17 protein-coding genes are annotated in these 21,444 nt (G+C 65.3%); 9 read left to right on the top strand and 8 right to left on the bottom strand.

What is annotated here, in order from left to right; all coding sequences use genetic code 11:
* Positions 1–99 precede the first annotated feature (99 nt).
* Positions 100–1,488: a DHA2 family efflux MFS transporter permease subunit gene (locus AABE10_RS19150; protein WP_342934819.1), complete on the top strand. Its 1,389-nt coding sequence runs from the start codon at positions 100–102 to the stop codon at positions 1,486–1,488.
* Between the two features lie 34 nt (positions 1,489–1,522).
* Here the strand turns inward: AABE10_RS19150 and AABE10_RS19145 are convergent, their stop codons facing one another.
* Entirely contained in the window at positions 1,523–2,071 is a 549-nt protein-coding gene (locus tag AABE10_RS19145) for a hypothetical protein (RefSeq protein WP_342934818.1), read from the bottom strand.
* Positions 2,072–2,233: 162 nt separating this feature from the next.
* On the opposite strand from AABE10_RS19145, the gene AABE10_RS19140 reads away from it, so the two are divergent.
* Both AABE10_RS19140 and AABE10_RS19135 read left to right on the top strand, forming a co-directional pair.
* On the top strand, positions 2,234–3,172 hold the full coding sequence (locus AABE10_RS19140; RefSeq protein ID WP_342934817.1) for an AraC family transcriptional regulator: 939 nt from the start codon (positions 2,234–2,236) through the stop codon (positions 3,170–3,172).
* Complete coding sequence (locus AABE10_RS19135) at positions 3,169–5,061, top strand: DUF3857 domain-containing transglutaminase family protein (RefSeq protein WP_342934816.1); 1,893 nt, start codon at positions 3,169–3,171, stop codon at positions 5,059–5,061. Before AABE10_RS19140 ends, AABE10_RS19135 begins: the two co-directional genes overlap by 4 nt.
* A gap of 1,105 nt (positions 5,062–6,166) precedes the next feature.
* On the opposite strand, the gene AABE10_RS19130 is transcribed toward AABE10_RS19135, so the two are convergent.
* The 5 genes from AABE10_RS19130 to glgC form a co-directional block, all read right to left on the bottom strand.
* Positions 6,167–7,321 carry a branched-chain amino acid ABC transporter substrate-binding protein gene (locus AABE10_RS19130; RefSeq protein ID WP_342934815.1) on the bottom strand — a complete coding sequence of 385 codons (1,155 nt, stop codon included), beginning with the start codon at positions 7,319–7,321 and terminating at the stop codon, positions 6,167–6,169.
* Between the two features lie 557 nt (positions 7,322–7,878).
* Positions 7,879–8,340 (bottom strand): hypothetical protein, encoded by a 462-nt coding sequence (locus AABE10_RS19125; RefSeq protein WP_342934814.1) that lies wholly within the window; start codon positions 8,338–8,340, stop codon positions 7,879–7,881.
* 113 nt (positions 8,341–8,453) lie between these two features.
* On the bottom strand, positions 8,454–9,317 hold the full coding sequence (pdxY, locus tag AABE10_RS19120) for a pyridoxal kinase PdxY (protein WP_342934813.1): 864 nt from the start codon (positions 9,315–9,317) through the stop codon (positions 8,454–8,456).
* 323 nt (positions 9,318–9,640) lie between these two features.
* On the bottom strand, positions 9,641–11,101 hold the full coding sequence (gene glgA / locus AABE10_RS19115) for a glycogen synthase GlgA (RefSeq protein ID WP_342934812.1): 1,461 nt from the start codon (positions 11,099–11,101) through the stop codon (positions 9,641–9,643).
* Between the two features lie 83 nt (positions 11,102–11,184).
* Positions 11,185–12,459, bottom strand: a complete 1,275-nt coding sequence (glgC, locus tag AABE10_RS19110) for a glucose-1-phosphate adenylyltransferase (protein ID WP_342934811.1) — start codon at positions 12,457–12,459, stop codon at positions 11,185–11,187.
* A 537-nt stretch (positions 12,460–12,996) separates the two neighbouring features.
* On the opposite strand from glgC, the gene AABE10_RS19105 reads away from it, so the two are divergent.
* On the top strand, positions 12,997–14,085 hold the full coding sequence (locus tag AABE10_RS19105) for an alpha/beta hydrolase (protein WP_342934810.1): 1,089 nt from the start codon (positions 12,997–12,999) through the stop codon (positions 14,083–14,085).
* Between the two features lie 138 nt (positions 14,086–14,223).
* Here the strand turns inward: AABE10_RS19105 and AABE10_RS19100 are convergent, their stop codons facing one another.
* Positions 14,224–15,216, bottom strand: coding sequence for an LLM class flavin-dependent oxidoreductase (locus AABE10_RS19100; protein WP_342934809.1), 993 nt, complete (start codon positions 15,214–15,216; stop codon positions 14,224–14,226).
* 1,008 nt (positions 15,217–16,224) lie between these two features.
* Between AABE10_RS19100 and AABE10_RS19095 the strand changes: the two genes are divergently transcribed.
* On the top strand, positions 16,225–16,767 hold the full coding sequence (locus tag AABE10_RS19095; RefSeq protein WP_342934909.1) for a hypothetical protein: 543 nt from the start codon (positions 16,225–16,227) through the stop codon (positions 16,765–16,767).
* A 222-nt stretch (positions 16,768–16,989) separates the two neighbouring features.
* Positions 16,990–17,994, top strand: coding sequence for a patatin-like phospholipase family protein (locus AABE10_RS19090; protein WP_342934808.1), 1,005 nt, complete (start codon positions 16,990–16,992; stop codon positions 17,992–17,994).
* A gap of 36 nt (positions 17,995–18,030) precedes the next feature.
* Here the strand turns inward: AABE10_RS19090 and AABE10_RS19085 are convergent, their stop codons facing one another.
* A complete protein-coding gene (locus AABE10_RS19085) occupies positions 18,031–18,648 on the bottom strand; it encodes a class I SAM-dependent methyltransferase (RefSeq protein WP_342934807.1) in 618 nt (205 codons plus the stop codon).
* Positions 18,649–19,076: 428 nt separating this feature from the next.
* Here AABE10_RS19085 and AABE10_RS19080 point away from each other — a divergent pair, with 428 nt between their 5' ends.
* The 3 genes from AABE10_RS19080 to AABE10_RS19070 all read left to right on the top strand — a co-directional run bounded on the left by AABE10_RS19080 (position 19,077) and on the right by AABE10_RS19070 (position 21,411).
* Complete coding sequence (locus tag AABE10_RS19080) at positions 19,077–19,766, top strand: histidine ABC transporter permease HisQ (protein WP_342934908.1); 690 nt, start codon at positions 19,077–19,079, stop codon at positions 19,764–19,766.
* A 28-nt stretch (positions 19,767–19,794) separates the two neighbouring features.
* A complete protein-coding gene (locus AABE10_RS19075; protein ID WP_342934806.1) occupies positions 19,795–20,508 on the top strand; it encodes an ABC transporter permease in 714 nt (237 codons plus the stop codon).
* A gap of 111 nt (positions 20,509–20,619) precedes the next feature.
* Positions 20,620–21,411 (top strand): ABC transporter ATP-binding protein, encoded by a 792-nt coding sequence (locus tag AABE10_RS19070; protein WP_342934805.1) that lies wholly within the window; start codon positions 20,620–20,622, stop codon positions 21,409–21,411.
* Positions 21,412–21,444 lie beyond the last annotated feature (33 nt).

Raw genomic sequence — 21,444 nt, 5'->3', positions numbered from 1 at the left:
ACAAGCGGCCGCGCAAACCGGTAGCGCGCGCAACAAACTGTAATGACTGACACGCGATGGACCTCGCCATCGCCGGCGGTTTTGCGGTAAAAGAAAAGGATGACCGACCGCGCCCGCATCATTCCGCTGATCGTTGCCTGTCCGCTGTTCCTGCAAAACCTCGATACGTCGATCATGGCGACCGCGTTGCCGTCTATCGCGCGCTCGCTCGACGTTCAGGCGCTGCATCTGAACCTCGCGATCACCTCCTATCTGCTCAGCCTCGCGGTGTTCCTGCCCGCGAGCGGCTGGCTCGCCGACCGCTTCGGCGCGCGTCGCGTGTTCTGCTCGGCGATCGGCCTGTTTTCGTTCGCCTCGGCGCTGTGCGGGCTCGCCGCGTCGCTGCCGCAGCTCGTCGTGTTCCGCGTGCTGCAGGGCATGGGCGGCGCGATGATGGTGCCCGTCGGCCGCCTGATCCTGTTGCGCAGCGTGCCGCCCGCGAAGATGGTCGCGGCGATGGTGTGGTTCACGGTGCCGGGTGCCGTCGGACGGCTGGCGGGGCCGCTGCTCGGCGGCTTCGTCGTGACGATCACGTCATGGCGCTGGATCTTTCTTTTGAACGTGCCGTTCGGCGTGATCGGCGTGCTGTGCGCGCTGGCCTTCGTCGACGATACGCATGAGCACATCGACGAGCGTTTCGACCTGCCCGGCTTCATTCTGCTTTCGACGGGGCTCGTCGGGCTGGTCGGCGGGCTCGACACGGCGGGCCGCGGACTCGTGCCGCAATGGGTGACGTTCGCGTTCACGGGCACGGGCGCGCTGTCGATGCTGCTGTACTGGCTTTATAGCCGTCGTCACGCTGACGCGATCATCGATCCGTTGCTGCTGCGCTTCAAGGCGTACCGGACGGCCGTGCTCGGCGGGATGCCGCTGCGCATCGGCATCGGCGCGTCGCCGTTCCTGATGCCGTTGATGCTGCAACTGGGCTTCGGTCTCTCGCCGCTCACGTCGGGGTCGCTGAGCGTCGCGACGGCCGTCGGCTCGCTCGCCGTGCGCGGCGTGATGGGTCTCGCGATTCGCCGCATCGGCTTTCGCACGGTGCTGATCGGCGCGACCTGCATGACGGGATGCTTCTACGCGTGCTATGGGCTGTTCCGGCCGGGCACGCCGCATCTGCTGATCTTCTGCGTGCTGCTGGTGGGCGGCCTTTTCAATTCGCTGGCGATGGTCACGCTCAACACGCTCGGTTACTCCGACATGCCCAAGCCGAAGATGAGCCGCGCGACGGCGCTCTCCGGCATGGCGCAGCAGCTCTCCGTGAGCGTGGGCGTCGCGTTCGGCGCGTCGCTGCTCGCGCTCACGGCGCATCTGCACGGCGGCAGCGCCGCGCATCTGACCGCGCGCGACTTCTCGCCGGCGTTTTTCGTCGTCGGCGCGGCGGTGCTGTGCTCGCTGTTCTTCTTCGTGAAGCTGTCGAAGGACGAGGGCGCGGAGTTGCGGCAGCGCTAGCCGGTTCGCTCGTCCGCCCGTTCTTTCGCCGACGTCAGCCGCGCCGGCGCCGCGCAACGAACTCGCCTTCGAGATTCCACGCGATGCCGTCATCGGCTAGCGCGACGCCTGTCCAGCGGAACGCGTCGTCGGTGATCTCGGTGAAGTTCCAGCGGATCGGCGTGCCGTTCGCACGCGTGCCGATCTGCACGATATCGCGGCCGACTTTCCTGCCGATCAGCTCGTCGCGCTGGCCGGTCACGGGATTGATGTACGTGACGCGCCACGCGCCGATCGACGGGTCCCACACGCGCAGCGTCGTGCCGTACATGTCGAGACCGGGCTCGCGTTGAGCGCTACGGTCCGCGCGGCGCGGCATGATCCAGACGTCCTGCACCGCGCGTCCTTCGAGCGCCCAGCCGAAGTGAATCTCGCCCGTGAGCCGCCGCTCGCGGACGTCGGCGCGATAGTGCAAAACGTCCATGTCCCAGCTGCCGATGAGCCAGCCATACAGATCGTCGGCGGCATCGATATCCGCTGCGCGGCCAGGCGCCGCGAGTGCGGCGTGAAAGCCGGAAGCAAGCCCATGATTCAATGCGTTCATTGCATGTTGCTCCATTTGACAGGTTCGGTTGAAGAAATGGGATTGAAGGGTGACGGTGAATAGTCCGGTTGCAGTGTCCGGTGAAAAGGGCGGCCGGGCGTGGCTCTGTGCGCCTGCCGCCGATGTGATAAAACAATCGTACGGACCCGGCGAGGTGACATCTTGGGAAAAATTGCCGTCGATCTCGAAGCCGCGTTGCAACGACGCGATGTGCTCGGCGCGCGCGGCGAAACGCATATGCGCACGCTCGCTGCGGGCGATGGCTGGACCGTCATCGATGTGCTGTGCACGTTCGGTCCGCGCGACCAGCCCTTCGAAGAGCGGCACGGGGGCGTCTGCATCGCAATGGTGGCGGCGGGCGCGTTCGGCTACCGCTCGACGAAAGGGCGCGAGCTGCTGACACCCGGCTCGCTGCTGCTCGGCAACGGGGGCGAATGCTTCGAGTGCGGGCATCGTCATGCGCCGGGCGATCGCTGCGTGTCGTTTCACTATCAGCCTGGGTACTTCGAGCGGCTCGCCCTCGATGCGGGCTTCTCTCGCGCGGACATCCCGTTCCGGCACGGCTGCATGCCGCCGCTGCGCGCATTTTCCGGCCTGATCGCGAAAGCCTGCGCGGGCGCGACCGATGCAACGCAGTTCGAAGCCTGGAACGAACTCGCCGTCGATCTCGCCGAAGCCACGCTGCGCTCGACGCAAGCCGATGCGAAACGCCGCGCCCCAGAGACGGGCGCATCGGCATGGGCGCGCGTCACGCAGATCGTCCGCGCGATCGACGAAGCGCCCGATGCGCCGCATACGCTCGCGAGTCTCGCGAAGATGTGCGGACTGTCCGATTTCTATTTTCTGCGCACGTTCGAACGGGTGACGGGCGTCACGCCGCATCAGTACGTGTTGCGCGCGCGGCTGCGTCATGCAGCGCTTCGGCTCGTCAGCGAGGACGCGAAGATCGTCGATATCGCTTTCGATAGCGGCTTTAATGATGTGTCCAATTTCAATCACGCGTTTCGCGCCGAATTCGGCATGAGCCCGCGCGCGTGGCGCGTGCAGCGCGGCGCGCGTGACGATGGCGTGGCTCGCATCCGCGAGGCATCGAAAGCATGAGCCGGCGTGTGCATCGGTTGCGCGCGGCTGCCGTGCTGCCGCTGATCGTCTGTGCGTGCGGCGCGGTCGCCGTGCACGCTCAGGAGCGCGTCGCGCCCGACGACGTGCCACCGTCGACCACGGAACGCGACGTGCATCTGTTCGTCGTGCAGAAAGACGGTTCCGTCGAGGAGCACGACGATACGATCCTGCGCGCGAACACGACGAGCGGTGTCGACGAAATCGCGCAGCGCTACGTGTGGTTCAACAAGGACATCGAGCAGGTGCAACTGCTCGCGGCGGAGACGATCGATGGCAATGGCGTCGCGCATCCCGTCGGGCCGGACGGCATTCGCGACGTGCAGGAGCCGCGTTCGGCGGGCGCGCCGACTTTCGAGGACGGAGTGCTGCGCACGGTGATCTTTCCGGGCGTCGAGCCGGGCTCGCGCGTGCATCTCGCGTTTCGCAAGACGCGCGCGGTGCCGTTGCAGGCGGGCACGTTCGCGTATTTCGTCGAGCCGACGCGCGGGCCTGTCGACATGCAGCAGCTGATCTTCGATCTGCCCGCCGACGTGCCGCTCTACGCCGACGCGCGCGGCTACGTCGCGTTGCCGCCCGTGACGGAGAACGGCCGCACGCGCTACACGTTCGAATATCATCACGGACCCTATGCGCCCATCGAGTCGGGCGCCGTCGGCTATCCGACATACGGCGACCGCCTGATGGTCACGACGACGCGCGATTTCGCCGCGTTCGCCGAGCGTTATCGTTCTGCCGCATACGATCCGACCTGGCGCGATCCGGGCGTCGTGCAACTCGCGCAATCGCTGACGGCGCAGGCCGACGATCCGCGCACGAAGGCGCAGATCCTTTACGACTGGGTGCGTCTGAATATCCGCTACGTCGCGCTTTTTCTCGGCGAGACGGCGGCCATGCCGCACAAGGTGAGCGACATCCTGCGCAACCGCTACGGCGACTGCAAGGATCACGTCGCGCTGTACAGCGCGATGCTGTCGGCCGTCGGCATCGACAGCCAGGCGGTGCTGCTCAATCTCGGGCCTGTCTATACGCTGCCAGACGTGCCGGGCTACGGCGCGAGCGCGATCAATCACGCGATTACATGGATTCCGTCGCTGCAGATGTACGCGGATACGACGGCGGGCGGGATCGGCTTCGGCTATCTGCCGCCGGGCGCGATGGACCGGCCCGTGCTGCTCGTTGACGACGGCGCGCTAGCGCGCACGCCCGCGACGCAGGAGCGCGGCCGCACCGTGCGGCTTGCCATCGACATCGATCGTACGGGCACGGCGGGCTTCACGTACCGCGTCGAGGACGCGGGCGTGTCGGCCGAACTGGAGCGCAACGTGTTTCGACGCGCGACGCGCCAGCGCTGGCAGCAGATTGCCGCCGACCGCTTGCGGCAGACGGGACTGCACGGCATCGCGCGCCTGCAGCCGGGCGAGCTGCGGGCGACCACAGGCCCTTTCCCGATGACGATGCAGGGCACGCTCGAGCACTTCTCATGGCCCGACGGCACGACGGCGCTGCCCGCGCTGACGAGCCTGTCGGGCGGCATCGCGACGCAGGTGCAGGCGTGGCTCGCTGAGCCGGCGCGCACGCAGCCGTGGGTGTGCATCGGCGGCGACTTCGACGAGACGTCGCAGATCACGCTGCCCGATACGGTGCGCGTGACCGACATGCCGCAGGACACATCGGTGCGTGACCGCTTCTTCGATTACGAATCGCACTATGTGTTCGATCCGACGTCGCGGATCGTGCAGATCACGCGGCGGCTGCACGCGCGCTTCGGGCACCAGGTGTGCAGCCCGGATGAGTTCGCACTGACGCGGGCGTCGCTGGTGAGGATCGAACGCGATGCGTTGTCGCAGATCGTGGTTAGGGCAGGCTAGGGCGCCTGAAGTTTGTTTAGTCTGCCGCTGGCTGGTTTGCTTTGCCCTTGCCGCTGGCGTCCGCGTATGCGCCTCGCGGCGCGGGCGTTGGCCCTGTGTCTTGCTTTTGTCTGCGACGGCCTTTGCTTGCGGTGTTTTTTGCGGTTGCGCTGGCATCCGCGTTGCGTCTCGCGGCGCGGGCGTTGGCCCTGTGTCTTGCTTTTGTCTGCGACGGCCTTTGCTTGCGGTGTTTTTTGCGGTTGCGCAGGCGTCCGCGTTGCGCCTCGCGGCGCGGGCGTTGGCCCTGTGTCTTGCTTTTGTCTGCGACGGCCTTTGCGCTTTTGTCTGCGACGGCCTTTGCTTGCGGTGTTTTTTGCGGTTGCGCTGGCATCCGCGATGCGCCTCGCGGCGCGGGCGTTGCCCCTGTGCGGGGCGGCACCTACTCTTCTTTGCCGCGGCAAAGAAGAGTAGGCAGAAGAAAGCCGCTCACACCGCCAGTGCTTGACCCTTACCCTCGGGCTCTCAACGTCCCCGTCCTACAGGCGGCAACGCGCCGGCTTATGTTCGTTGCCAGCGCGCTACCAGAACGCCTCACCTGTTTCATGCACCCGTGTTGCGGCCCGCGACATCGAAATTCCTCGGTCCATTTGCGGCAAACTGTGTGTAGGCATTCGCCCCGCACAGGAAACCCTCGCTACGCGATGCGGCTCAAGTGAGGACGGCACCCTGCGCGACACAGCAACCTGATTCACTACCGACATGCAGCGCTGGAATATTCGATACCTTAGCTGCGCCACGTGTGTGTGAAGCGGGTGAGGCATTTAGCCATCGTGTTGGCAACTACATAGGCCAGCACACTGCCGCAAGAAGGATGGGAACGTTGAGGGCCCGTGGGTGAAGGTCAAGTGCGCGCGGTGTGAGCGGCTTTCTTCTGCCTACTCTTCTTTGCCGCGGCAAAGAAGAGTAGGTGCCGCCCCGCACAGGGGCAACGCCCGCGCCGCGAGGCGCATCGCGGACGCCAGCGGCACGCTAAGCCAGCCACAACAAAAAGCCGTCGCCGACACACCGGGCAACCGCGGATGCCGGCGGCAGGCCAAGACAACCAAAAAGGGGGCCGCGGCGCCCGTTACGCGCCGCTCTTGGTCACAACAGGCACCCAAACCCCGTTCTTCACCTGATACAGCGTCGAAGCCGCGCTCTTCAGCGCCCCCGTGCTATCGAAAGAGATCGTGCCCGTCACGCCTTCGAAATTGATGCTCTTGAGAGCCGGGCGATACACCTTCGGGTCCGACGATTTCGCCGTCTGCATTGCCTTGATCATGGCCCACGCCGCGTCATAGCCGAACGGCGCATACGACAGGATGTCGTCGCCGAAGCGCTTCTTGAACTTCGCCGAGAAGTCCTTGCCGCCGGGCAGTTGCGCGAGCGGCCGGCCATATTCCCAGGCCATCGCGCCTTCGGCCGCTTCGCCCGCAAGCTTCACGAACTCGGGGTCTTCGACGCCGCCGCCGCCGAGCAACTGCGCCGTCATGCCGAGCTGCTTCATCTTCTTCGCGATCGCGGCAGCCTGCGTGTCGAGTCCGCCGAAGAAGATCAGATCGGCGTTGGTCGCCTTGATCTTCGTGAGCTGCGTGCTGAAGTCGACGGCGGTGTTGCTCGTGAACTCGCGCGCGACGATATTGCCGCCCGCCGCCTTCACCGCCTTCTCGAACTCGTCTGCCTCGCCCTGGCCGAAGGCCGTGCGGTCGTCGATGATCGCGATGCGCTTCGCCTTCGTCACCTGCACCGCGTACGTGCCCGCGTTGCCGGCGTTTTGCGCGTCGGTGGAGATCACCATGAACGTGTTCGCGAAGCCGCGGTTCGTGATGGTCGGGTTCGTCGCGGCGGGATCGATCATCGGAATGCCCGCCTGTTCATAGACCTGCGACGCGGGAATCGTCGTGCCCGAGTTGAAGTGGCCGACGATGCCGGACACGCTCTGGTCCACCAGTTTCTGCGCGGCCTGCACGCCGATGCGCGGGTCGGCCTGGTCGTCCTCCGAGACCAGCTCGAAATGCGCGACCTTGTCGCCGATCTTGATCTTCTGTGCGTTGGCTTCCTCGATGGCAAGCCGCACGCCGTTCTGCAGGTCCTTCCCATACCCTGCGTTGGGGCCAGTCATCGGCGCGGCGAAGCCTATTTTCACGGGCATTTCGTCTGCGGCGAAACTGGCGAGCGGCGCGATGGACAGCACGGCGCCCAACATCACGGCAAACGGATTCAGCGTCTTGCAAAGGCTCATGGTTTCTCCTTACATCGGCAGACAGGGATGGGAAAAACAGCCGGCTTGCAGTGCGCGCTTCACGTCGGGCCCGACGTCTGGTGTTACGTCGAATGACGCGAAGCGCTACCGGTCGGATTGCTCGATGCAGTGTGTCGGCAGGTCTCCTTCGTGACGAAATCGGACAAATGCACGGACGAGAGTACGGACGATGCAGCACGGACGGCAATGCTGGAAAACACCGAAGCCGTATCGCTTGCATGCCCTCTGCCGACGGAGCTATGACCTCGCGCAACCCGCGCGCTGCAGCCGATCCGTGGCGCGAATATAGAAAGCCAATATGCGTGCGTCTTGGCAGTTCGCGGCATGTTGAATGCGCATTTCAGCACAGCGGTTGTGTCGCGAGCGTGCCGGCTATCGAGCGAGGGCAGGGAAGATGCGCAGGCGCCTGGCCGCGCGAGGGGAGGGAAAGTGTGGAGGCCGCGCGTCATGTATGCATCGCGCGCTGGCGATTCGCGCAACGCCCGTTAATGCAGATCACGCAGAAGGCGCCGCGCGTGAAAATCAGCGCGATGCGCTCACTGCTCGCCTTGCATGCGCAGCAGTTCTTCGCGCAGACGCAGCAGCGGTTCTTTCACGTCGTCTTCGGCCCACGTGTCGAGATCGTCGATTGCGCGCTGGCAACCGTCGAGCACGACGTCGAGATCGACGGGCACGCCGTTCGCGATAGCGAAGTGAAGGGTCTCCGCGAACTGCTGGCATTCGTCCGCGCCATACGAGATGTCGAGGTTGTCGCCGATCACTTCGGCGATGTTGCTGCGCGCCTTGTCGTCGGGCGTGACCATGTCGATGATGCCGCGCGCGACGGCAGGCGAATAGTAGAGCGCGATATCGAGCCATTGAGCCGCGTCGAAATCCGCCTCGCCGAATTGCAATTCGAAGAACTCGATCGCTTCCTGCTCGTGCGCTTCGTCTGCATCGACGCTGATGCACAACTCTTCAAACTGCTCTTCACGTTCGCTGCGGATAGTGCCGTCCATCGATGCCTCGTCTGCCAGTGCCAATAAAAATGCCGCGCGGTTTCGCGCGGCACGCATTATAGGACGTCAGGCTTAAAGGTAAAGTTCGCGGACGCTCGGTGTATCGCCGGCCGCTATGCCGACTCCACCACCCACGCATCGAACCAGTCGCGTGGATGCGCGATCTCGTCCTGCGCGGCGATGATCTCGAGCTCATAGCGCCCCGCATCCCACGTCGCGCGCACGACTGCGTTGACGGCGGCCATCGTATGTTCGAACGCGCCGCGCACGGAATCGCCGTGCAGCGTGCGCGCGACGAACACGGCGCTCGTCAGGTCGCCGACGCCGACGGGCTGCCGCGCGAACGGATAGAGCGGGCGCTGGCCCATCCACGCTTCGCGCCCGGTCACGACGAGCATGTTGAAGCGGTCCGCGGCGCTGTTGCGATCGAGCAGATGCTTGACGAGCACCGTCTTCGGTCCGCGCTCCATCAGCTCGCGGCACGCGGCGACGGCTTCTTCGACGGTTTCGATCTCGCGGCCCACGAGCCGCTGCAATTCGCTGTGATTCGGGCACATCACGTCGGAGACCTCGGGCATCGTCCGCACGAGAAACTGCTGGATGCCGGGCTCGACGCGGCAGCCCGTCGCGGTGCCCATCACCGGGTCGCAGATATAGCGCGCATGCGGATTTGCGGCCTTCACCGCGCGCACGATTTCGACTACCGCCTGCGCCTGCTCGGGCGTGCCGAGGTAGCCCGACAGCACGGCATCGCAACGCGGCAGCACGCCGATCGCGCCGATGCCCTCGACGAGCGCGAGCATCTGCGACGCGTCGATTGCGCTGCCTTCCCAATGGCCGTATTGCGTATGGTTCGAGAACTGCACCGTGTTGAGCGGCCACACGTTGACGCCGAGACGCCGCATCGGAAACACCGACGCGCTATTGCCAGCGTGCCCGAACACGACATGTGACTGGATGCTCAGAACGTTTTTCATGTTGAACCGATATCGCGCGGCGAACGCGCTGGTCGAATACGGACGCATGTATTGACGGGCGGCCGGCAGGCAGCACATGTCGGCTCGTGCGCCCAACGGCCTGTCGGGCAGCCGCGCACCGCGTCCTTACACCGTTTTGGCGTCTACGTCCACGATACATGGACAGCATGCGCGTCATGCCCTGATCAGCACAAGATACATGAGTTTTCGTGCGACGGAAGCGATCAGGCCCCGTCGTGTTGCGCCGAACCATCATCGCGAGGGCCGATGGCGCAGCCGCTGGCGCCCGGTCACGTGGCGCCGCAGCACGCGTTGACGCGCGCTCAGACCAGCTCGCGATACAGCGCGAGATAGCGTTCCGCCGACGCGCCCCAGCTGAAGTCCTGGCGCATCGCGCGACGCTGCGCCGCTTTCCAGTCGGTGCGTCGCGCGTAGAGCGCGAAAGCGCGGCGGATCGCGCCCATCAGCGCCTCGGGCTCGAAGCGCTCGAACACGAAGCCCGTCGCGAGATCGTCGGCGATGTTTTCGAGCGACGCATCCGTGACGGTATCCGCGAGACCGCCCACGCGATGCACGAGCGGCAGCGACCCGTACGCGAGCGCGTAGAGCTGCGTCAGGCCGCACGGCTCGAAGCGCGACGGCACCGCGATCACGTCGCTGCCCGCGACGATCTGATGCGCGAGCGTCTCGTCGAAGCCGAGCTCGACGGCGACGCTTTCTGGATGCGCGTGCGCGACGCGCTGCAAGCCGTTCTCGAGCGCCGGATCGCCGGTGCCGAACACGACGAGCTGGCCGCCGCGCCTGACGATCTCCGGCAGCGCCGCGAGCAGCAGGTCGAGACCTTTCTGCTCCGTCAGCCGGCTCACGACGCCGAACAGCAGCGCGTCGCTCTTCTGCGCGAGATGGAAGCGCTCCTGTAGCGCCGTCTTGCACGCGCGCTTGCCGGCAAGGCGCGTGTCGGTGTAGCGCGCGGCGATCAGCTGATCGGCGGACGGCTGCCACACCGAGTAGTCGACGCCGTTCAGAATGCCCGACAGATCGTGCGAGCGCTGGCTCAGCAGCCCGTCGAGACCGCCGCCTTGCGCGAGCGTCTGGATTTCGCGCGCATACGTTGGACTCACCGTCGTGATGCGGTCGCTGTAGAAGAGGCCTGCTTTGAGAAACGACATCTGCCCGTAGAACTCGACGCCGCTCATGTGGAAGAAATCGGCGGGCAGTCCCAGCTGGCCGAACTGATGCGCGGGAAAGATGCCCTGATACGCGAGGTTGTGGACCGTGAACACCGTGCGCGGCAACGGCTTGCCGCGCTCGCGCGCGGCGGCTTTCAGATACGCGGGCGCAAGCCCGGCGTGCCAATCGTGCGCGTGGACGATCTGCGGCGTCCATTCGGGATCGAGCTGCTGCGCGAGTTGCGCCGCCGTCCAGCCGAGCGTCGCGAAACGCTGCGCGTTGTCGCCGTAGGGCACGTGCTCGGCGTCGAGATACGGATTGCCGCCGCGGTCGTACAGCGTCTTCGCGCGGATCACATACACGACGAGGCCGTTCGCGGGCAGCGTGCCGCGCTCGAGCGTCACGTCCGGCGCGCCGAAGCGCTCGCCGATGGGCGCGACGGGCTGCAGGTCCGACAGCCCGGCGACGACGGCAGGAAAGCCCGGCAGCAGCACGCGGACGTCGGCGCCCAGCTCGATCAGCGCGGGCGGCAGCGCGCCCACGACATCGGCGAGACCGCCCGTTTTCAGAAGGGGATACATCTCGCTTGCGACGTGCAGCGCGCGGATCGTCATGGGCTGGGTCCTGTTCGCAATGGGTTGGGTTCGTTGTTCCAATGCCGGCGATCGCCGCGCCCGCCACGCCGGCCGCGGGCCTGCTATCGCGCGGGCGCCGCCTGGCGCCTGAGCGCTTCGGCCGTCACGAGCACGACGCCGCTATCCGTCCGATAGAAGCGCTCGCCGTCGCGCACGGGGTCTTCGCCGATCACGGTGCCGTCGGGAAGCTGGCAGCCACGGTCGATCACGACCTTGCGCAGCCGGCAGCTCGCGCCGATCGTCACCTGCGGCAACAAGACTGCCTCAGCGATGTTACAGAACGAATTCACGACGACATTCGACGACAGCACCGAGCGCGAAATCTGCGAGCCGGAGATCACGCAGCCGCCGCACACGATCATGTTGGTGCCCGAGCCTTGCAGTCCGTTCAGGTCGCGCACGAACTTGGCGGGCGGCAACTGCTCCTGATGCGTCCAGATCGGCCAGTTGCGGTCGTAGAGATCGAGCGCGGGGATCGTCGATGCGAGGTCGAGATTCGCGGCCCAGTAAGCGTCGATCGTGCCGACGTCGCGCCAGTACGGCTCGACGCTCGGGTCCGACGACACGCACGACATGCTGAACGGATGCGCGATCGCATGCCCCGACGTGACGACGCGCGGAATGATGTCCTTGCCGAAGTCGTGATCCGTCGCGACGCTAGTGATGTTCTCCTCGAGCAGTGAGTACAGGTAATCGGCGTTGAACACGTAGATGCCCATGCTCGCGAGCGCGATGTCGGGGCGGCCGGGCATCGCGGGCGGATCGGCAGGCTTTTCGACGAAGCCCGTCACGCGGCGCTCCTCGTCCACATGCATCACGCCGAACGCGACGGCATCCATGCGCGGCACCTCGATGCAGCCGACCGTGCAGTCCGCGTGCGACTCGACGTGGTCCATCACCATCCGCGTGTAGTCCATCTTGTAGATGTGGTCGCCCGCTAGCACGACGACGTACTTCGGACTGATCGAGCGGATGATGTCGAGGTTCTGGAACACTGCGTCGGCCGTGCCGCGATACCAGTGCGCGCCTTCGACGCGCTGCTGCGCGGGCCACAGGTCGATGAACTCGTTGAACTCGCCGCGCAGGAAGCCCCAGCCGCGCTGCACGTGGCGCAGCAGCGAATGCGCCTTGTACTGGGTGACGACGGCGATGCGCCGGATGCCCGAATTCAGGCAGTTCGATAACGCGAAATCGATGATCCGGTATTTGCCGCCGAAATGAACGGCGGGTTTGACGCGCTTGTTCGTCAGGGGGCCGAGGCGGGTGCCGCGTCCACCAGCGAGAACGATGGCGAGTGTCGTGTGCTGAAGATCGTTGAGGCTTGCCGGCGTATCCATGTGCGTCTCCTGTGTGGACCGGGGTTGACGCTTTAGCGACTTTGACGCTTTAGCGGCCTGCCCCCGGTCCCATCCAGCACGGTTGCTGTTATGGGTGAGCCCTGGTGGAAGCTTTCTGTCTTCGCCTACTTTGCCCCGTCGTTTTTGTTGTTCTTGGCCTGGCGCCTGGTGTTGTTGTCGTCGTTGTCGGCTGCGCCGGCAGCGTTTAGTCTGGACCATGCGCATGCGGCGCGCAACGGTGGCGCATCGGCCTGTTGCGCGTCGCGCGTTCGGCACGCCACATTGCGCGCGCGGTCGCAACGGGGAAGCGGACGGCATCCGGTAGAAACGGCGCCCGTGCGCTGCGGCATGAAGCGCGTACGGTAATTGATGCCGTAGTCAAACGCGTGTTTGGATCGCGCTCGCCGCCGGGCGCAGTGGCATGGGCACTAGCCACGGGCACTTGCGCGCGGCGCTGCAAAGCGGCGACGACGCGGGCATCATGCGGCCTTGTCCGCTCTTTCTTCAGCCAGTCTTCATTTTCCACGCTCACTGCCTATGAAATTGCTTTCATCCCTTGTTGCCGTCGCCTTGTCCGCATGCGTCGCTGCTCTGGGCGCGAATGCCTTCGCCGCCGATGCGGCAGGTGCCTCTGCGTCATCCGCCACGTCTTCGCCGAATGCGGCCGCGAGCGACGACGGTTCCGTGTACGGCCCCGAGCTGCAGGGCTTCAGCTATCCGGCGCCCGTGCGGCAGTTCGAGTTCACATCGCAAGGCGAAGCGCTGCACATGGCCTACATGGATATCGCGCCCGCGCATCCGAACGGCCGCACGGCCGTGTTGCTGCACGGCAAGAATTTTTGCGCGGCGACATGGGAAGGCACGATCGAGCGGCTGTCGGCAGCGGGCTATCGCGTGATCGCGCCCGACCAGATCGGCTTTTGCAAGTCGAGCAAGCCGCAGCGTTATCAATTCAGCTTCCAGCAGCTTGCGCGCAACACGCATGCGCTGCTCGAATCGCTCGGCGTGAGCAACGCGACCGTGATCGGCCATTCGACGGGCGGCATGCTCGCGATACGCTATGCGTTGATGTATCCGGCTCAGACGCAGCAACTGGTGCTCGTCAACCCCATCGGACTCGAGGACTGGAAGGCGAAGGGCGTGCCGTCGCTTTCCGTCGATCAATGGTACGAGCGCGAACTGAAGACCACGGCGGACGGCATCCGCCGATATGAACAGGCCACGTACTACTCAGGCCAGTGGCGCAGCGATTTCGAGCCGTGGGTGCAGATGCTTGCGGGCATGTATCGCGGCCCGGGCAAGAAGGAAGTCGCGTGGGATTCGGCGCTGCTGTACGACATGATCTACACGCAGCCCGTCGTCTACGAACTCGGGCAACTGAAGATGCCGACGCTGTTGTTGATCGGTCAGAAGGACACCACTGCGATCGGCAAGGATGCAGCGCCGCCCGACGTGCGCGCGAAGATCGGCCATTACCCGGAGCTTGGCCGCGAGGCCGCGAAGGCGATTCCGCACGCGAAGCTCGTCGAATTCGCCGAACTGGGCCACGCGCCGCAGATGCAGGACCCGCAAGCTTTTCACAAGGCGCTGCTCGACGGACTCGCCGCCGTGCCCGCCGATCACTGACGTCGCATATTCGATGGTGATGCAAAGGCGGCGGTGCCGCCTTCGCTGGAATCTCGAGTGCCTGTCATTACCGTGGTGCGCCGATTCGCACGCACCGCGCGCCGGCCTTATCTGGCCACATCGCAACCGCTCGAGCTTTCACTCCGCGCCGATCTCGTCGCGCACCTGCGCGCCGATTTCGAACGAACGCAGCCGTGCCGCGTGATCGTAGATCTGTGCGGTCAGCATCAGTTCGTTCGCGCCCGTCTGCTCGACGATCGATTGCAGGCCTTCCCGCACAGCGTCGCGATCGCCGATGACCGAGTACGCGAGCGAATGCCGCACGCTGCCCAGTTCCATCTCCGATGCGTCGATGCGATCGACGGGCGGTTGCAGCTGTCCCGGCGTGCCGCGCCGCAGATTGATGAACTGCTGCTGCAACGACGTGAAGAGGCGCCGCGCCTCTTCGTTCGTGTCGGCGGCGAACAGGTTCACGCCGACCATCACGTATGGCTTCTTGAGCGTCTCCGACGGCTGGAACTGCGCGCGATACACATGCAGCGCCTGCATCATGTAATCGGGCGCGAAATGCGACGCGAACGCGAACGGCAGGCCGAGCGCCGCTGCCAGCTGCGCGCTGAAGAGGCTCGACCCGAGCAGCCACAGCGGCACGTGCAGGCCCGCGCCCGGCACGGCGCGCACGCGCTGGCCCGGCACGGGATCGGCGAAATAGCGCTGCAACTCGACGACGTCGTCGGGAAACGAATCGGCGCTGCCGTGCAGATCGCGACGCAGCGCGCGGGCCGTCGTCTGGTCCGTGCCGGGCGCGCGGCCGAGGCCGAGATCGATGCGCCCCGGGAAGAGCGACGCAAGCGTGCCGAACTGCTCGGCGATCACGAGGGGCGCGTGATTCGGCAGCATCACGCCGCCCGAGCCGACGCGGATCGTCTTCGTGCCGCCCGCGACGTGCGCGATCACGACGGACGTCGCGGCGCTCGCGATGCCCGTCATGTTGTGATGCTCGGCGAGCCAGTAGCGCTTGTAGCCCCATTGCTCGGCGTGCCGCGCGAGATCGAGCGTGTTGCTCAACGCGTCGGCGGCGCTTGCGCCGGCCGTGATGGGAGAAAGATCGAGGACCGAAAAAGGAATCATGGCAATGGATGTGCGGCCAACCATCGTCCGCTGCAAGGGGCGATGGGCGAGCCGGCTCGGCAGGGCAAAAGCGGATTGTGCCAAAGCGCCCCCATTCGTGCTGGTGGCGCGATCATGCCCCTGACGGCGGGAGGGTCGCGAAGGTCGCGCCCGGCAAGCGCGGAAAAGCAAGACCGCGCGCGCCCGACAGCAAAGCACCTTGAAAACACCGCCCGGAATGCGTTGCCGTCTGCTTCGGTGCGTGTGTCCTCGCACAGAGTCCGGCGCGCTTGCGCGCTAGTGTGAAGACGTCGCCGTCGACGACGCGAAACTGCGCGGCGCGTTCTCGCCTCGCGAGGCGGCGGCCTTCACGGACCTCGACGCCGGTCGGTCCGTCACGTCACGCGTAGGTCGGCTACGCAGCGCACACCCGGGCGAACCGGGCCGGCCGGGTCAGCCGGGCATGCATTGCCTGCCCGCGATCTTTGCGCGCCCCCGCGAAATCAGCACCGCCAGCGCATGATTCATCTGCCGATTCGGTGTAAACGCGCTCTCGCGCAATTCGCGCGCGGACGCTAGATTGTCAGCATTGCGGGACAGTCGAGGGGCCAGTGGCCGTTGCTCCGACGGCCGATCAAGTGGTGAAACTGCGCGACGGCCAGATGCCCGAAGGGCTTCTGGCCGAAACGCTAACGGCGTTGCGGCTCGTATCCGCAGCCGATGTTTGCGACGGGTGTCTGCGGCGTGCGTTGTTCGCAACGAACCGGTTGCGTCGGCCGGGCGCTTACTGATGCACGCGCTCGTGCAATGCGCTATCCCGGCGCTTCTCCGCACTCAGCACTTTTCCGCACTCCACATTCCACGCTTCTTCGCACGCGCGAAATCTCGCGTAGCAATTCTTTAACTTTCCAAACACATCCGCGTCGCGTTCGTTCACGGTTTCGCCGTCGAGCGGGTTATCCTCTCTGTCGTTCACATTGTTTGATTGACGTGTCATCGAAGATGGTTATCCGCACCTCGTTGCGCAACATGATGCTTTTCGTCGCGGTGGCAGGCGCGCTGTCCGCGCTCGCCGGCTGCGACCAACAGCAAAGCGATCAGGCCGTGCAAAAACTCAAGGAATTTTTCAACGCCGTCAAACCGGATGCGCTGCTTCTGAAAGGGCTCACGCCCGGCGTCACGACGGAAGCGCAGATTCGCGACCAGATGGGCAAGCCGGAAACCGAGCGCGATTTCACCGACGGCTCGAAGCGGCTCGAATATCCGCGCGGCCCGCAAGGCCTCAACACCTACATGGTCGACATCGGCCCGGATGGCACGCTGCAGGCGATCACGCAAGTGCTGACGGCCGCGAACTTCGCGAAGATCCGCGTGGGCATGACCGAGGACGAAGTGCGCTGCCTGCTCGGCAAGCCCGGCGAAGTGGCCGTCTATCCGCTCAAGCCCGAGACGGTATGGAGCTGGAAGTGGCGCGAAGGCGGTGTCACCGAGGAGGGCTTTTTCAACGTGCATTTCGACGTCAATCACGTCGTCTACACGACGTCGCGCTCGGACGTGATGCGCGGCCACTGACGAAGCGCAAAGCACGAGGCACAACGCACCAGGCGCGCGGGACCGCGAACGAAGCGGAGGACAGCACGCGCCAGGCGACGGCCACGACAGGATACGAAGCGCGAAATGCCGTGCCCGAAGTCCCAGGCCCGAACTACCGAACGCAAAAGCGGACGATTAAAACAAACGCCGAAAACGCCGGTCCAATCATAAAAATGCCTGCAAGCAAGGGAGAGAACAACGGTGTCAACTCATAGACGCTACCGGCGCATCGGCCTCGTCCTGGGCGGGGGCGCTGCGCGCGGCTGGGCGCACATCGGTGCGATTCGCGCGCTGCACGATGCGGGGATCAGGCCGGATCTCGTCGTCGGCACGTCGATCGGCGCGCTGGTCGGCGCTATCTACGCGAACGGCGATCTCGACTGGCTCGAGGAATGGGTGTCGCGGCTCACGTGGCAGACGGTGGTGCGGCTGCTCGATCTGCGTATCTCGGGCGGCCTGCTCGGCGGCAAGAAAGTCATCCAGGTCTTTGCGAACCGCTTTAATGGCCGCGAGATCAGCCAGCTGGAGATGCCGTTCGCCGCCGTCGCGACCGAGCTCGATACGGGCCGGGAGACGTGGCTGCAGGACGGCGGCGTGGTCGATGCGGTGCGCGCGTCGATTGCGATTCCCGGTATCTTCACGCCCGTTCTGCACGATGGCGTGTGGCTCGTCGACGGCGGGCTGTCGAACCCCGTGCCTGTATCCGTTGCGCGCGGCATGCGGGCCGATTACGTGATCGCCGTCGACCTGAACAACGATATTCTCAACGGCCGCGATTTCGGCGGCGCGGTGGTCGATCTGCCGCCCGTGCCCGTCGAAGAAGTGCAGCCGGTCGGCGTCGATCCCGATGCGCCGGCGCCCGACATCGCCACGGCCGAGCCATCGCCGCTGCTACGGCGCAACGGCAAGCCGTTTCCGAACTGGCTGCAGCCTTCGCCGGAATATTCGCGCGACGTGCGCGTGCCGCCCGCGCCGAGCGCGCGCGTGCCTTCGTTGCTGAGTTCGATCGCGCAAAGCATCGACATCATGCAGGTGCGGATCACGCGCAGCCGCCTCGCGGGCGAGCCCGCGGACATCCTGATCCAGCCGCGTCTGGGCGGCATGGGCATTTTCGATTTCCACCGCGCGGAGCCCGCGATCGAGGAAGGGCGCGCGGCTGTCGAAGCGATGCTGCCTGCGATACGCGCGAGTCTCGCGATCGATTGACGGACCATCACGGACATTGACGGACCCGGGCCGCCTTCAGCCGGAGGCGCCTTCCGTGCGCCTGGCCGCAATGATGCGGCACACGCGCTTGCCCGAACTGGCGCTCGTCGTGTCGTCGGCGAACAGGATCACGCAGGCGCTCAGCGCATTCGCGACGAGCGAAGGCTCGAACGCCGAATACAGGCGCCCGTCCGGCTGGCGCTGATCGTCGCCCTCGGTGACGCGCCACGACAGATACAGCATGCCGCTCGGCCGCAGGATGCGCACGAGGTTGTCGACGGCATCGGTGATCGCGTCGGCGGGGAGATGCATCAGCACGGTTTCGCAGACCACGTTGTCGAACTGCTCGTCGATCTCGGCCAGCAACGGCAGCGTCGCGGTGCGAAACGCGATAGTCGGATAGAGCCGCCGCGCTTCGTCGAGCAGCCCCTCCGACGCATCGAAGCCCGTCACGCGATAGCCGTGGTCCGCGAGCCATGCCGTATCGCGGCCGTTGCCGCAGCCGACGTCGGCCGTCTTGCCCATCGGCAGCAGATGGTCGTGCCAGAGCGCGTACATGTCGTCGGGCGGCGGCTGGTCGAGCCATTCGCGCGAGTAGCGGGCGGCGTCGCGCGTGTACGCGTCGAGCGTCGCGGAGTCGGGGCGAAATGTCATGGCGATCCTGATCCGGTGAGGGCATGCGGCGGCGGGCGTGAGAGGGCATCGGCAAGTCTAGCGCGCAGTGGCGAATGCGGCTTCGGCGCGACGCGCGTTGCTGCAAGACATGCACCGGACGCAAGGCGCCTGTCATTCAGGGAAAGCCCCAATCGGCGCGGGTTTGCGGGCTTTTCGCACGGCTTGCGCGTCTATCGAAAAAGCGACCCGAAACTTGCTAAATCGCGGCACGCGGTTTGCGTGCGGCGCCCGCTTACAAACGGATAGCGCCCGGTTCTGCGGGCGTTCAACGCCAGCCGTCCGCCGGCATCGGCGATGTTGCGACGCACAAAAGCCGACTGATCCTATTTGAGAAAGTATTTTTGCCTGCGAGTATCCGCGCCATGCCGCAGCGGATGCGGCTCTCGAACATGGGAAGGGAGACGCGCGTGATTCTCTATGGCTTTGGCCCGGTGCTTCTCGACGGCACGATCAAGACGATCGAGCTGTCGATTCTTTCGCTGGCGGCGGCCGTCGTGCTCGGCCTCATTGGCGCGGCCGCGAAGCTGTCGTTCAACCGCCCGCTGCGCGCGATCGCGACGGGTTATACGACGCTGATCCGCTCGGTGCCCGATCTCGTGCTGATGCTGCTGCTCTTCTACAGCATCCAGATCGCCGTCAACAATCTGACCGACGCGCTCGGCCTGCCGCAATTCGACATCGATCCGTTCGTCGCGGGCGTGCTGACGCTCGGCTTCATCTACGGCGCGTATTTCACCGAGACGTTTCGCGGCGCGTTTCTCGCCGTGCCGCGCGGCCAGCTCGAAGCGGGCTCGGCGTACGGCATGAGCGGCGCGCGCGTGTTCGCCCGCATCCTGTTCCCGCAGATGATGCGCTTCGCGCTGCCCGGTATCGGCAACAACTGGCAGGTGCTCGTGAAGGCGACGGCGCTTGTGTCGATCATCGGGCTCGCCGATGTCGTCAAGGCCGCGCAGGACGCCGGCAAGAGCACGTTCAACATGTTCTTTTTCATCCTCGTCGCCGCGCTGATCTATCTCGCGATCACGACCGTATCGAACCTCGTGCTGATCTGGCTGGACAAGCGCTATTCGACGGGCGTGCGGCACGCCGAACTCTGATTGCCCGAATCCGCTGGAGACGACGACCATGATCGACATCCTCAACCAGTTCTGGCGCGCGTTCCTCTACTGGGACGGCCAGCGCATCTCGGGGCTTGCCGTCACGCTGTGGCTGCTGGTCGCATCCATCGGCATAGGCTTCGTCGCGTCGATACCGCTTGCCGTCGCGCGCGTGTCGAAGAAGCGCTGGCTTTCGATGCCCGTGCGCTTCTACACGTATGTGTTTCGCGGGACGCCGCTCTATGTGCAGTTGCTGCTGATCTACACGGGCATGTACAGCCTCGAATTCGTGCGCTCGCATGCGCTGCTCGACACGTTTTTCCGCAGCGGCTTTCACTGCGCGATTCTCGCGTTCGCATTGAACACCTGCGCGTACACCACGGAGATTTTCGCCGGCGCGATCCGCGCGACGCCGCATGGCGAAGTCGAAGCCGCGCGCGCCTATGGGATGAGCTGGTTCACGATGTACCGGCGGATCGTGATACCGTCCGCGCTGCGCCGCGCGCTGCCGTTGTACAGTAACGAAGTGATCCTGATGCTGCATGCGACCACCGTCGCCTTCACGGCCACCGTGCCTGACGTGCTGAAGGTCGCGCGCGATGCGAACTCGGCGACGTACCGCTCGTTCGAGGCATTCGGGCTCGCGGCGCTGATCTATCTTGCTGTATCGTTCGCGCTGGTTGCGCTGTTCCGGCGCGCCGAGCGTCACTGGCTCGCGTATCTCGCCGTGCGCCGGCATTGACCGGACTTCGCGCCGCAGCGCCGCGCCGTTCGCATCACGGCGCATCGCATCGATCAGCGGCACGCCGCATCGAAGCATCGGTTTCACCCGTCTTCACTCTGGGAGAGCATCTTGCTCCACACGACTCAAACGGAAGCCTGCAAGCTCGCCGTGCAGGATATCCACAAGCGCTATGGCGATAACGAAGTGCTCAAGGGCGTCTCGCTGAACGCCAACAAGGGCGACGTGATCAGCATCATCGGTGCGAGCGGGTCGGGCAAGAGCACGTTCCTGCGCTGCATCAACTTTCTCGAGCGGCCGAATGCCGGACAGATCATCGTCGACGGCGAAGCAGTGCGCACGAAGGTCGACCGCCACGGCAACTTCGAAGTCGCGGATCACAAGCAGTTGCAGCGCATTCGCACGAAGCTCGCGATGGTGTTCCAGCACTTCAATCTGTGGGCGCACATGAACGTGCTGGAAAACGTGATCGAGGCGCCCATCCATGTGCTCGGCGTGCCGCGCAAGGAGGCGGAAGACCGCGCGCGCGAATACCTCGAGAAAGTGGGCCTCGCGCCGCGCCTGGAGAAACAGTATCCGTCGCATCTGTCGGGCGGCCAGCAGCAGCGCGTTGCGATTGCGCGCGCGCTGGCGATGCATCCCGACGTGATGCTGTTCGACGAGCCGACTTCGGCGCTCGATCCCGAACTCGTCGGCGAAGTGCTGAAGGTGATGCAGAAGCTCGCCGACGAAGGCCGCACGATGATCGTCGTCACGCACGAAATGGGTTTCGCGCGCAACGTGTCGAACCATGTGATGTTCCTGCATCAGGGCCGCACGGAGGAAGAGGGCGTGCCGTCCGAGGTGCTGGTCGCGCCGAAGAGCGAGCGGCTGAAGCAGTTCCTGTCCGGCAGCCTCAAGTAATCCCGTATCGCGCGGCACGACTTTGCAGCACAC

This window comes from Paraburkholderia diazotrophica (assembly GCF_038900755.1).
Taxonomy (GTDB): domain Bacteria; phylum Pseudomonadota; class Gammaproteobacteria; order Burkholderiales; family Burkholderiaceae; genus Paraburkholderia; species Paraburkholderia diazotrophica_A.
Note: the sequence above shows the minus strand (reverse complement) of the source record. Positions and strands in the feature narration are given on the sequence as shown.